This window comes from Phenylobacterium sp., assembly GCF_031412415.1.
Lineage (GTDB): Bacteria > Pseudomonadota > Alphaproteobacteria > Caulobacterales > Caulobacteraceae > Phenylobacterium.
In genome coordinates this window covers 1-11,653 of record NZ_JANOCX010000347.1, presented here as the reverse complement: position 1 = coordinate 11,653, position 11,653 = coordinate 1, and the positions used below count along the sequence as shown (strand labels likewise).

17 protein-coding genes, 1 tRNA gene and 1 riboswitch are annotated in these 11,653 nt (G+C 68.1%); of the genes, 10 read left to right on the top strand and 8 right to left on the bottom strand.

Annotated features, from left to right (window positions below; genetic code table 11):
* Positions 1–49: 49 nt before the first annotated feature.
* The 4 genes from RMO04_RS16685 to RMO04_RS16670 all read right to left on the bottom strand — a co-directional run bounded on the left by RMO04_RS16685 (position 50) and on the right by RMO04_RS16670 (position 2,123).
* Positions 50–134 (bottom strand) — tRNA-Leu (locus RMO04_RS16685).
* 137 nt (positions 135–271) lie between these two features.
* The gene (locus RMO04_RS16680) at positions 272–643 is read right to left on the bottom strand and encodes a YciI family protein (RefSeq protein WP_309645895.1); all 372 of its coding nucleotides are present in this window, start codon (positions 641–643) and stop codon (positions 272–274) included.
* An 81-nt stretch (positions 644–724) separates the two neighbouring features.
* Positions 725–1,213 (bottom strand): cytochrome P460 family protein, encoded by a 489-nt coding sequence (locus tag RMO04_RS16675; protein WP_309645894.1) that lies wholly within the window; start codon positions 1,211–1,213, stop codon positions 725–727.
* 97 nt (positions 1,214–1,310) lie between these two features.
* Positions 1,311–2,123: an AraC family transcriptional regulator gene (locus RMO04_RS16670; RefSeq protein ID WP_309645893.1), complete on the bottom strand. Its 813-nt coding sequence runs from the start codon at positions 2,121–2,123 to the stop codon at positions 1,311–1,313.
* A 36-nt stretch (positions 2,124–2,159) separates the two neighbouring features.
* On the opposite strand from RMO04_RS16670, the gene RMO04_RS16665 reads away from it, so the two are divergent.
* Entirely contained in the window at positions 2,160–2,537 is a 378-nt protein-coding gene (locus RMO04_RS16665; RefSeq protein ID WP_309645892.1) for a DUF4345 family protein, read from the top strand.
* 82 nt (positions 2,538–2,619) lie between these two features.
* Positions 2,620–3,018, top strand: a complete 399-nt coding sequence (locus RMO04_RS16660) for a nuclear transport factor 2 family protein (protein WP_309645891.1) — start codon at positions 2,620–2,622, stop codon at positions 3,016–3,018.
* Here RMO04_RS16660 and RMO04_RS16655 read toward each other — a convergent pair.
* Positions 3,015–3,410, bottom strand: a complete 396-nt coding sequence (locus tag RMO04_RS16655; protein WP_309645890.1) for an MAPEG family protein — start codon at positions 3,408–3,410, stop codon at positions 3,015–3,017. The genes RMO04_RS16660 and RMO04_RS16655 overlap by 4 nt on opposite strands.
* Positions 3,411–3,539: 129 nt before the next feature.
* On the opposite strand from RMO04_RS16655, the gene RMO04_RS16650 reads away from it, so the two are divergent.
* The 7 genes from RMO04_RS16650 to RMO04_RS16620 all read left to right on the top strand — a co-directional run bounded on the left by RMO04_RS16650 (position 3,540) and on the right by RMO04_RS16620 (position 8,385).
* Positions 3,540–3,974: a PaaI family thioesterase gene (locus RMO04_RS16650; protein WP_309645889.1), complete on the top strand. Its 435-nt coding sequence runs from the start codon at positions 3,540–3,542 to the stop codon at positions 3,972–3,974.
* Between the two features lie 111 nt (positions 3,975–4,085).
* Complete coding sequence (locus tag RMO04_RS16645; RefSeq protein ID WP_309645888.1) at positions 4,086–4,922, top strand: helix-turn-helix transcriptional regulator; 837 nt, start codon at positions 4,086–4,088, stop codon at positions 4,920–4,922.
* Positions 4,923–5,007: 85 nt separating this feature from the next.
* On the top strand, positions 5,008–5,382 hold the full coding sequence (locus tag RMO04_RS16640) for a limonene-1,2-epoxide hydrolase family protein (RefSeq protein WP_309645887.1): 375 nt from the start codon (positions 5,008–5,010) through the stop codon (positions 5,380–5,382).
* A gap of 81 nt (positions 5,383–5,463) precedes the next feature.
* The gene (locus tag RMO04_RS16635; protein WP_309645886.1) at positions 5,464–6,363 is read left to right on the top strand and encodes a DMT family transporter; all 900 of its coding nucleotides are present in this window, start codon (positions 5,464–5,466) and stop codon (positions 6,361–6,363) included.
* A gap of 152 nt (positions 6,364–6,515) precedes the next feature.
* Entirely contained in the window at positions 6,516–7,073 is a 558-nt protein-coding gene (locus RMO04_RS16630) for a tetratricopeptide repeat protein (RefSeq protein ID WP_309645885.1), read from the top strand.
* 34 nt (positions 7,074–7,107) lie between these two features.
* A complete protein-coding gene (locus RMO04_RS16625; RefSeq protein ID WP_309645884.1) occupies positions 7,108–7,461 on the top strand; it encodes a hypothetical protein in 354 nt (117 codons plus the stop codon).
* Positions 7,462–7,533: 72 nt separating this feature from the next.
* Positions 7,534–8,385, top strand: a complete 852-nt coding sequence (locus tag RMO04_RS16620) for a neutral zinc metallopeptidase (RefSeq protein WP_309645883.1) — start codon at positions 7,534–7,536, stop codon at positions 8,383–8,385.
* Here RMO04_RS16620 and RMO04_RS16615 read toward each other — a convergent pair.
* Genes RMO04_RS16615 through RMO04_RS16605 form a run of 3 tightly spaced genes read right to left on the bottom strand, consistent with a single transcriptional unit; the run spans position 8,382 to position 10,533 of the window.
* Positions 8,382–9,077 carry an amino acid racemase gene (locus RMO04_RS16615; RefSeq protein WP_309645882.1) on the bottom strand — a complete coding sequence of 232 codons (696 nt, stop codon included), beginning with the start codon at positions 9,075–9,077 and terminating at the stop codon, positions 8,382–8,384. The genes RMO04_RS16620 and RMO04_RS16615 overlap by 4 nt on opposite strands.
* Positions 9,074–10,075: a D-cysteine desulfhydrase gene (locus RMO04_RS16610; protein ID WP_309645881.1), complete on the bottom strand. Its 1,002-nt coding sequence runs from the start codon at positions 10,073–10,075 to the stop codon at positions 9,074–9,076. Before RMO04_RS16610 ends, RMO04_RS16615 begins: the two co-directional genes overlap by 4 nt.
* A gap of 56 nt (positions 10,076–10,131) precedes the next feature.
* On the bottom strand, positions 10,132–10,533 hold the full coding sequence (locus tag RMO04_RS16605; RefSeq protein WP_309645880.1) for a DUF6491 family protein: 402 nt from the start codon (positions 10,531–10,533) through the stop codon (positions 10,132–10,134).
* Positions 10,534–10,617: 84 nt separating this feature from the next.
* A riboswitch (TPP riboswitch) is annotated at positions 10,618–10,726 on the top strand.
* A 37-nt stretch (positions 10,727–10,763) separates the two neighbouring features.
* Here RMO04_RS16605 and RMO04_RS16600 point away from each other — a divergent pair.
* On the top strand, positions 10,764–11,653 hold an 890-nt coding region (locus RMO04_RS16600; RefSeq protein WP_309645879.1), incomplete at its 3' end, for a phosphomethylpyrimidine synthase ThiC.

Here is an 11,653-nt window from a genome sequence, read left to right as displayed (position 1 = left end):
TCAGGCCGCTTCCGGCGCGCTCCGCCACCCTCTGCGGCCTGAGCGAGATTGGTGCGGGCGGTCGGGCTCGAACCGACACTCCTTTCGGAACCGGATTTTGAGTCCGGCGCGTCTACCAGTTCCACCACGCCCGCGCGTCGTTTCGGTGACGGTGGTCCGTCTAGCAGGCGATCGCGGCGAGTTCCAGACCGCGCGGACGCTCTAGCGCCGGATCGGAAACAGGCTCCGCAGCCGCACCAATTCCGACAGCGACGCCGCGAAAACCTGCAGATTAGATCTCAGCGATCGCCAAGCCCGGGAAGTAGCGCATGATCGGCCGGATCTCGTAGGCGCCGCCGGGGTTGGCCACGGCCAGTTGGCGCGCGGCGTCCATCGCCTCGTCGGCGTCGGCGCAGTCGAGAATGTAGAAGCCGAGCAAAGCCTCCTTGGTCTCGGCATAGGGACCGTCGACCACGTAGTGGGGCTCCTCGTTCTTCATCAGCGTGGCGGCCGCCTTGGTGCCGTTCAAGCGGATGGCGGGGCCAAGCTTGTCCTTCAGGTCGTCGTGGACCACCTGAAGGCGCGCCATCACGGCGTCGTCCTGTTCCTGGGTCCAGGAACCAACGATCTGTTCGGAGTTATAGCAGAGGATGGCGTAGAGCATTCGGGGGCGCGCTCCTGATCAGGTTGGCGCTAACCAAACCGGCCTGCGCGCCGGATGCAACCCCGAGGTTCGCGGTCCCGGTCAATCCTTGAACCGCGTGATCACGGAGTCCCGCCCTGGGGTGGCGACGTGGCAGGCGTGGCACCTGACCATCGCCTTGTCCTGGGTGAACGCGCGGTCGGTCCGGCTGTCGCCGAGGAACTCGGTGTAGCCCCAGCCGCCGGTCGCGGCGTACCGCTTGCTGTCCTTGACCATGACGTCGATGAACTTGCGCTTGGTGGCGACCGTCGCGCCCTCCTGGTCGACGACCTCGAAAAGGTCGAACACGATGACCGAGCCGTCCGGAAAGGCGCCATCGGCCTTGTAGCCCTCGATGGCCTTGGGGTTGGCGTAGATGTTGTGCATGCCCTCGTAGCGTTTGAACCTGGCGTCGGAGACGCCGGTCAAGACGTGGGTCCAGCGCCGATATCCCTCGGGATAGGCCGGCTCCTCGATGGCGCCGGCGGCCGACTGGCCGAGACAGATCGCGACGCCCAATGTGGCGAGGCCGGCAAGGTAGATGCGCTTCACGGGAACTCCGGTCTGACGGGAACACGCCAGCGGTTTGCGGCGTCATGCCATCGAGAGCAAGCGGTCGGCGCAAATGTTCTCTAAGAGTTACAGGTGCTTAAGCGGCGATCAGCCGGCCGGCGGCCAGGCGCGACGGCTCCATTCCGAACATGTCGCGGAAGCTGGCGCTGAAGTGCGCGGAGCTGGCGAAGCCTGAGTCGAGGGCCGCGTTGGTCAGGGTCTCTCCGGCCATGACCGCCCGCATGGCCGCGCCCATGGCGATCCACAGCTTGTAGCGGCGCAGGGGCACGCCGGTGGCCGCCTTGAACAGATGGATGAAGCGCGAGGTCGAGAGGCCGGCCCCGCGGGCGAGGGTCTCCAGGGAGGGGCGAGCGGCGGGGTCTGCGTGCAGGCGCTCGAGCGCCTGGCGCACGCGGGAGTCCTTCGGCCGAAGGCCGGATCCGGCGAGCAGCATCTCGATATCGGGCTTGGTTTCGGCCCAGGTCGCCTGGCCCCGCGCCAGCCGTGACAGGACTGCGATCAACTCATCCTCTCCGGCCAGGTCGAAGCCGACGCGTAGACCGGGATCGCCGATCAGGTCCCGCAGCCGTGCGAGGTCGGGGCCGCGGGCGTCCACATAGAGGAAAGCCATCAGGCCGGTGGTCGCCGACAGGTGATGCAGGGTGTTGGGCGGGATCAGGGCGGTGCGGCAGCGGCGCGTCCCGGCGAGGAGATCGGCCGGATCGCAAGCAACCTCGAAGGGCGCCTCCAGGCCGATCGCCAGCACGCCGACGGCGTTTCGGTGCGGCGTCAGGCCCAGAGCCTGGCCCAGGAAGAGCGCGCGGGCGCCCCAGGAATAGAGTCGCGCCGAGGGCGCCATAGCCACTTCTCGAAAGCTGAGGGCGGGGAAGACGCGGCAAGCTTGGCTCATGACGCCGCGTCCGGCCAGCCCCACCTCGGAGATCTCATGATCAAGATCCTGCTCATCCTGCCCTGCGCCGGGTTCTTCGCCTGGCTGGGCGTCACGGCCATATGCTTTCCGGGCGGTCTGCTGGGCAGCTACGGGATCAAGGTCGCCACCGTCGACGGGTTCAACGAGATCCGCGCCGTCTATGGCGGCCTGCCGTTGATGTGGTCGGCCCTGCTGTTCGCGAGCCTGGCGCGGCCCGAGCTGCGCACCCCCGTGGCGCTCAGCGTCGCGGCGGCCTGCATCGGAATGGTGGCGGGGCGTCTGGTCTCGGCCGGAATCGATCAGAGCCTGGGTCGCATGCCGACGATCTTCCTGGGCATCGAGACGGCAGTGGCCGCGGCCCTGATCGCCTCGGCCCTCGTGAAGTCCGCCTAAACCAGTGGCCCTCGCCCGCCGCGGCTTCCTGGCCGCCGCCCTAGCGGCCGTGGCCGCCCCATCGACCGCCGGAGATCAAACCATGGACCCGCGCGAAACCGAGATCCGCGCCACCGTCGAACGCTACGCCCAGGCCTGGCGCGCCGGCGATCTGGCGACCATCACCGGCCTCTATCACGAGACCTTCACCCTGCACTATGGCGGCGACCACGCGCTCTCCGGCGACCATGTCGGCAAGGCCGCCGCCCTGGCCACGCTGGCGGAGTTTTCCCGGCGCACCAACCGCAAGCTCAGCGGCATCGTGGCGGTGCTGTCGGGCCCCGAGCGCGGCGCCATCGTGGCGCGTGAAGTCTTCCGCCGGGACGACGCCGTGGCGGAGCTAGAGCGCGTGCTGGTCTATGCCGTGCGCGACGGGCAGTTCAGCGAGTGCTGGGTCTACGATGCCGACCCTGCGCTCGTGGCGAAGTTCGTCGGCGCTTAAGGCAGAAGGATCTGCGAGGCGACCATGACCAGGCCGGCGATGCTCACCAGCCACGCCAGGGAGCGTATGTGCGTCACGCCGAAGGCGTAGAGCGGCACATAGGCGACCCGACCCCAGAAATAGATCTGCGCGCCCAGCGCCGTCGTCGCGTTGGCGCGGTCGGCCACATGAGCGATCAGCACGGCGCCCAGGAACAGGGGCAGGGTCTCGAACAGGTTGTCCTGGGCGCGGCGCAGGCGCTCGGCCCGGGCGCTCAGCGGCGGCATTTCCCCGTCGCGAGGACCGGTGTTCCACTTCAGGCCGTACTGGCTGGTCCTGGCGATATCGAAGAGCAGGATCTGCACGAAGGCCAGGACCAGGGTCCAGGCCGCCATCATCAGGTCGATCGTCATGTCACACCGCCTCCCGTTCGGTTCGCGAGAGTGAACACCGTTACGTCACGTTAGGCGAGAGCCCGTCTCCGCGCCGACTTCAGCATCGCCGGGAATCGGCCGAAAGCGTTGGACCAGGGAGAGCGTTCCATGGTCACGACCACCAACAACACCAGCGTCGAGAAGCTTAACCACGCCAATGTCGGCAAGCTGCCCGGCCATCTTGGCCTGGTCATCACCGAGGTGGCCGAGGGTAAGGTGGTGGGCCGGCTGCCGGTGCGGCAGGATCTGGTGGCGCATACCGGCTATCTGCTGGCCGGCGCGGTGTTGTCGGTGGCCGACATCCTTTGCGCCTACGGGGTCTCCACGGCCTGGCCCGACGGCGCCAACGGGTTCACCACGGCGGAAGTGAAGGCCAACTTCATGGGGACCTTGCGCGAGGGCGAGGCGATCTGCACCGCCACCTTGCTGCATGGCAGCCGCACCACCCAGGTGTGGGACGCCAGGGTCGAGGACGCGGCGACTGGTAAGCTGATGGCCGCGTTCCGTTGCACCCAGATCATCCTGTATCCGCGCGCAACCTAGGAACGTCGAGCCACCGACAGGCGGCGAGCGGCCAATGCGAGGCAATAACCTCTCAGGTCGTTGAATTGCGTTCGAGGTCGCGCGAAAGATGGCCAAACCGCGAGGCTCCGAGTGTCCGTTTCGATCCAGGAATCGCGTCCAGAGGCGGAAGCGGCCTTTCCCCGTCTGTTGCGGCGATGGCGCCAGAAGCGACGGCTGTCGCAGCTGGATCTCGCGCTCAGCTCGGGCGTGTCGCAGCGTCATGTGAGCTATCTGGAATCCGGCCGGGCCAACCCCAGCCGGAAGATGATCCTGCAGTTGAGCGAGACGCTCGAGGTTCCGCTCCGCGACCGCAACGGCTGGCTGACGGCGGCGGGTTTCGCCCCGGTCTTCCGGAGCCGCAGCCTCGACGATCCGCAGATGGCGCAGGTCATGGGCGCCGTGCGCATGATGCTGACCGCGCACGAACCTTTCCCAGCCGTCGCCCTCGACCGAGCCTGGAATGTCCGGATGTCGAACCGGTCTTTCGATCTGCTTGGCGCCATGCTGGGCGACGACGTCTGGGCGCGTGTCGGTGGCGACCAGCGCAATCTGATGCGGCTGTTTTTCCATCCGCAGGGCATCCGTCCCTTCATCACCAACTGGTCGGCGGTGGGGCCCTTGATCTGGCGGCGCGCCCAGCGGGAAGCCGAGGCCCTGGGCGGACTGGAGATGCAGGCGGTGTTGGACGACCTGGCGCCCCTTCAGGACGAGGAGAGCCTCTGGTCGGCCTCCGATACCGCGCTGGTGCCCGTGATGCCGTTCAACATGGACGTGATGGGTGTGCGGATCTCGATGTTCGCGGTCGTCGCGACCTTTGGCACCGCCCAGGACGTCACCGCCGATGAGCTGAGGATCGAAACCATGTTCCCGGCGGACGCGGAGACCGAAGCCCTGTTCCGCAGCGCCGCGGCCGGGGACGGGCGATAACCTGTGAGGTCGTTGCGCTCAGCGCGGCGCAGCCCGACGATCATCAGACATCAGCACGCAGGAAGCTCTCATGTCAGGATCACCCTTGTCGCCGACCGACGTCGTCGAGCAGTTCATGAAGCTCATGGAGCCATTGAACTACGACGCGGCCTTGAAGCTCGTGTCGGACAATTGCGAATACACCAACCCGCCGCCCTTCGGCACGGTGCACGGGCCGGCCGGCATCCGCGCCGTGCTGGAGCCCTTCTTCGGGCCGACCCTGGAAAATGAGTTCAAGGTCCTGCGACAGGCCACCGCAGGCCCCATCGTCATACTTGAGCGTCTCGACCGGCACCTCTTCGGGGACAAATGGGTCGAGTTGCCGGTGACCGGCGTCTACGAAGTGCATGACGGCTTGATCACCTACTGGCGCGACTACTTCGACACCGCGACCATCATGTCGCAATTGCCGGCCAGCTAGCCGAGGACGCGCGCGCCGCGGCCGCGAGGGATGGCGCCGCGGACGAGGGGCGGCTAAGCCCGGCGTTCGAAGGAGCGTCCTTTGTCCGCCGAGCCGCCCGCCCATGCCGTCCTGCAGCGAAACGGCCTGGGCATTCTGTTGCGCGTGGCGGCCATGGCCTGCATGGCGGGGCTCGCGGCCCTGGTGAAGGCCTGTTCCGAGCGCGGCGCCCCGGTGCTGGAGATCATTTTCTTCCGCAACGCCTTCGCCTTCATTCCGGTGCTTTTCTACATCTGGCGAACCTCCAGCTTCTCGGTGCTGAAGACGGCGCGGCCGGGCGGGCATCTGGCGCGCTCAGGGATCGGCCTGGTGGGCATGGTCTGCGGGTTCACCGCCGTGTCCATGCTGCCGCTGACCGAGTCGACGGCGCTGTCCTTCGCCGCGCCACTGTTCATGACCGCGCTGTCGGCGCCGATCCTCAAGGAGCGAGTGGGCGGTCATCGGTGGGCGGCCGTCGTGGTGGGGTTCCTGGGCGTGCTGATCATGATCCGCCCGGATCCCACCCACATGGCCACCCTGGGAACCGTCTTCGGCCTGGTGGGCGCGCTGGGCGCGGCCGGCGCCATGATCGCCATTCGTGAGATCGGCCGCACGGAGCCTGGGCCCACCATCGTCTTCTACTTCACCCTGGCCGGAATGACGCTGGGCCTGGCGAGCCTGCCGTTCGGCGGCTGGGTGATTCCCGACACGACGACGCTGGTCATGCTGATCTGCACCGGACTTCTCGGCGGGGTGGGCCAACTGTTCCTCACCGAGGCCCTGCGCCGCGCCCCGGTCGCCGTCGTCGCGCCCTTCGACTACACCCAGCTGGTCTGGGCCAGCATCATCGGCTTCCTGGTCTGGGACGAGCTGCCGCGCGCCGCGACCCTGGTCGGCGCCTGCGTGGTGGCGGCCAGCGGGGTCTACATCCTGCTGCGGGAAACCCGACGGTTCCGTCGATAGCCGTCACACCGGAACTGCGCCTGAAATCAACATCTTGGGCGCAGGGCGGCTCAGAAAAGCTCACATTGACAGACCTCCGTTACGGGAAGAGTCTGGCTGGGACAGCCGGGCCGCGCATTTCCGGGGCTGGCTAGTCTCACGGAGACAGCGCCATGTTCAGGACAGTTGCGGTCGCGGGTCTGGCGGCCATGGGTTTGGCGGCGGCGGGCTCGGCCCAGGCCGCGGTGACGGTGATCGGTGGAGGACTGGCCCAGGCCTGTTCCCAGGCGGCCATCGGCGGCGAGAACGACATCAAGTTCCAGGATCTCTGCACACAGGCGCTGGAGACCGAGTTCATGAACGCCCGCGACCGAGCAGGCACCTATGTCAATCGCGGCGTGCTGAAGCTGCGGCGGCAGGCCTATCCCGATGCGCGCAAGGACTTTGACAAGGCGGTCCGGATCAAGCCGGACATGGGCGAGGCCTATGTGAACCGAGGCGCCACCTTCATCGGGCAGCGGGACTACGCCGCCAGCCTCACCGACATCAATCGCGGGCTGGAGCTTGGCGTCGATGAGCCCGCCAAGGCCTACTACAACCGCGCCCTGGCCCATGAAGGCATGGATGACGTGAAGTCGGCCTACTACGATTACCAGAAGGCCGTTGAGATCAATCCGGAGTGGACAGCTCCGCGTGAGCAGCTCACCCGCTTCAGCGTTTCGCGGCGCTGACGGAGCTTAAGGTCGGCGAGCGCGTTTGAGGTTGATGCGCTCGCTCCTCATCTCCCTGGCGATCTGCGCGGTCGGTGCGGCCCCCGCCCTGGCCCAGGTCGACGCCGCCCAGCTCGCCCGCGAAAACGACCTCTGGGCGCAGCAGCAGCTTCAGAGTCAACGCGCCGTGGCGCTCGAAAACCAGTTGAACACCCTGGATGCGCGCGTCGGGACGGAGCTGCGCCTGCGCGATATGCGTGACCAGGCGCAGCGCCCCGTCGTGCCTGCGCCATACGTCCCCTCCACCGGCGCCAAGGCGGCCAGTGTCGGACCGTTCCCGTCCATTCCCGATGCGGCGCTGGCGGCGTCGAACAGGCGCGTCCGCGAGGCCAGCCAAAACAGGCGCTGACAGGAACGCTGATACGCCGCATCCTGGCGGCCGGCTCGCGCGTTGGGCCATCGGACGTTCAGGAGTTACGGCATGCGTTGGCAGGGCGGTCGCCGCGGCGGCAATATAGAGGATCGTCGCGGCATGAGCGCGGCGGGCGTCGGCGGCGTCGGGGTCGGCGGCGTGATCCTGGCCGCCATCGGCTACTTCGTCTTCGGCATCGATCCTTCCACAACGCTCGCGGTCGTCGAGGGCGCCGGCGGCCAGGCGCAGCAGGAGCAGGCCGGCGCGCGCGGGACCACGGCCGACGAGGGCGGGCAGTTCGTCGATGTGATCGAGTCCTCGACCACCGACGTCTGGACCCCGATCTTCGCCCGCACCGGCAAGAGCTACGATCCGCCGGCCGCCGTGGTGATCTACAGCCAGGCCACCGGCACCGGCTGCGGGACCGGCCAGGCGGCCATGGGTCCGTTCTATTGTCCGGCCGATCGCAAGGTCTATCTGGACCTGAGTTTCTGGAACGAGCTCGAGACCAAGTTCGGCGCCCAGGGCGAGGCCGCCCGCGCCTACGTGATCGCCCACGAGATCGGCCATCACGTCCAGCACCTGACCGGCCAGACCGACCGGGTCGAGCGCGGCTCGCGCGGCGAGGACAGTTCCGCGGTGCGCCTGGAACTGCAGGCTGACTGCTATGCCGGAGTCTGGGTGGCCCACGCCGCGGAGGCCTCCGGCGGCCAGGTGTCGCTGGACCCGAAGGACATCGAGGACGGCATCCGCGCCGCCGCCGCGGTCGGCGACGACGCGCTGCAACAAAAGTCCCAGGGCCGGGTGATGCCCGACGCCTTCACGCACGGGACCAGTGAGCAGCGCATGCGGTGGTTCCGCACCGGTGTGCAGAGCGGCGATCCCGGCGCCTGCGACACCTTCAAGGCCGCACGGCTCTAGGCGACGAGCTCGGGCACGGGTTCTAGGCCCAGGCAGACGGCGACGCAGCGCTTGGCGAGCACCGCCGCGGCGTCGATGACCGGCGCGCGGACGGCGGCCGGGTCCAGCACCAGCAGCACCTCGGTGCAGCCGGCGATCACCGCCTCGGCGCCGTCGGCCACCAGTTCTGCGGCCAGGCCGGCCATGGCGGCGCCGACCTCTTTGGAACGCTCGCCGGCCTTGATGCGGTAGAGCAGGGCCATGAACGCCTCCTGGCGCTCGGGCGGCAGGGTGACCAGGCCCATGCCCTGGGCGGCCAGGTACTCGCGATAGAGTTTGATCGCCGGACGGGTGCCCAGGACGCCGGCGCGATGGGCGCCCGTGTCGCGCGCGGCCGCCGATGCGGTGCCGATCATGTCGATCAGCGGCAGGCCCGAGGAGCGCGAGATCAGGTCGGCGTGAGCGTGGGCGGTGTTGCAGGCGATGGCCAGGACGTCGGCCCCCGCGCCGTGAAGGGCGCCGGCCATCTCGGCCAGGACGGGACCAGGCTTGGCGAAGGGATCGTTGCGGTCGGGCACCTGGGGATTGATGTCGACGATGGTGCGGATGTGGTCCTGGTCCCGCTCGGCCGGGGTCAGGGCCTGGAGCTTGGTCAGGAAGTCGAGGGTGGCGGCCGGGCCCATGCCGCCGAGAACGCCCAGCACCAGGCTCATGCCAGGGCCTCCTGCATCTCGCCTTGATAACCGAACAGACCCTGCGCGCCGCCGGTGTGCAGGAACACCACCGTCTCATCGCCGAAGAATCCCTGGCGCGCCAGGGCGATCAGACCCTTCATGCCCTTGCCCGTATAGACCGGGTCGAGGATCAGGGCGTCGGTGCGGGCCGCCAGCTTCAGGGCGTCGATCACCGCCTCGACGATCAGGCCATAGCCGGCGCCGACATAGTCGCAGTTGGCCACCGTCATCTCGCGTGTGACGCGCTCGGGATGGCCCAGCAGGGCGGCGGTCTCCACCGCCAGCTTGTGGACATTGGCTTCTTGGGTCTCTTTGGGCGCCCGCACGCCGATGCCCAGCACCGGGATGTCGGCGCCAATGACGGCGAGACCGGCCACCAGACCCGCGTGGGTCCCCGCGCTGCCCGTGGCGGTGACGATCCGGTCGATCACCAGGCCCTGGGCGTTGGCCTGGGCCACAAGCTCGATGGCGCAGTCCACATAGCCCAGCGCGCCCACGGGGTTGGATCCCCCGCCGGGGATCACATAGGGCTTGCCGCCCCTGGCTCGAACCAGCTCGGCGCTCTTGGCGAGTTCCGCGTTCATGTCGGTTCCGCCCGGCACATTGCGGATCGAGGCCCCCATCAGCCGGTCCAGCAGCACGTTGCCGGAGGCGGTGTAGTCGATGGCCTTCGATCCGGTCCGCTCTTCCAGGATCACCTCGCAGGCCAGGCCGTGGCGGGCGGCGGCCGCGGCGGTCTGGCGGACGTGGTTGGATTGCACCGCGCCCTGGGTGATCAGCGTATCGGCGCCCTGGGCCAAGGCCTCGCCCAGCAGGAACTCCAGCTTGCGGGTCTTGTTGCCGCCGCCGGCCAGGCCGGTGCAGTCGTCGCGCTTGACCCAGAGGTCGACGCCTAGCTCGGCGCCCAGGCGGGGCAGGGGCTCAAGCGGCGTCGGCAGATGGGCGAAACGGGCGCGAGGGAAGCGGGCGAGATGCATGGGGGGCTCCTTGGCCGCGTGACTATCACAGGGCCAAGGCGCGATGCGACCCCTCGCTAGGGCTTCTGCTTGGCCGGCAGGGCCGCGACCTCGGCCGGGGTCAGCTTGGTGAAGCTCTTGATGATGCAGGGACTGAGGATCGAGCCGCTTTTCACCTTCAGATCCAGGTCGATGGGCCGGCAGATCATGTCCGAACCGCTCGTGGGGCTCATCACCAGGGGATCGCTTCCGGACGATCCCGCGAGGCAGGACCCGCTCATCTCCCATCGATAGATCGCGCCGCTGCCGGTCTCGATGTTGAGGGTCCTGGCGTCGACCCGCTTGTGGCCGCGCAACTGGCTCATGCGGAAGCAGTCGCGGCTGGCCGACGCTCCAGGCGTGGGCTGCGCGGTCGGCTGGGCCTGCGCGGCGGTGGCGACCAGGGCGGCGAGAACGAAGGCGTTGGCGGCGGCTTTCATGGGGCGATCTCCTGGCGCTGAAATCTGCACCGGTTTTGCGGCGAGATCGCGGCCTTTTCGTCGCTCGGATTCGCGCCTATGGTCGCGCCGTCCTCGGGGGGCCGCGCATGGGCGGCTGAGAGGCGGGCGAGCCCGCGACCCGTAGAACCTGATCCGGGTCATGCCGGCGAAGGGAACGGACCTGAGCGTCCGGATTCCGTCGTCGCTGGCCCTAAAACGGAGCCTCGTCGGTGAACATTCAAACGCCCATCAAAGACGCCATCCCCACCGGCGAGCGCCCCGGCTCGCGCAAGGTCTATCAGCCCGGCGTGCTGTGGCCCGACATCCGCGTGCCGTTTCGCGAGGTGGCGGTGCATCCCTCCGCCAACGAGCCGCCGATCACCATCTATGATCCCTCAGGGCCTTACACCGACCCGACCGTCACCATCGATATCGACAAGGGCCTGTCGCGCACCCGCGAGCCCTGGGTCGTCTCGCGCGGCGACATCGAGATCGTCGAGAACCCCCGCGAGGTGAAGCCGGAGGACAACGGCTTCACCAAGGGCGAGCACCTGGCGCCGCAGTTCATGGCGCCGCGCCGCATCTATCGCGCCAAGGGCGGCGCGGCGGTCACTCAGCTCGAATACGCCAGGCGTGGGATCATCACGCCGGAGATGGAATACGTCGCCATCCGCGAGAACCTGCGCCGCCAGGAGAGCGATCCCTTCATTCGCGATGGCGAGGACTTCGGCGCCTCGATCCCCGATTTCGTGACGCCTGAGTTCGTGCGCGACGAGGTGGCCCGGGGCCGGGCGATCATCCCGGCCAATATCAATCACACCGAGCTGGAGCCGATGGCCATCGGCCGCAACTTCCTGGTCAAGATCAACGCCAACATCGGCAACTCCGCGGTGCTCTCCACCGTGGCCGATGAGGTGGACAAGCTTGTTTGGGCGACGAGGTGGGGCGCCGACACGGTCATGGATCTCTCAACCGGCCGCAACATCCACAACATCCGCGACTGGATCATTCGCAACAGCCCGGTGCCGATCGGCACGGTGCCGATCTACCAGGCCCTGGAGAAGGTCAATGGCGTCGCCGAGGATCTGAACTGGGAGGTGTTCCGCGACACCCTGATCGA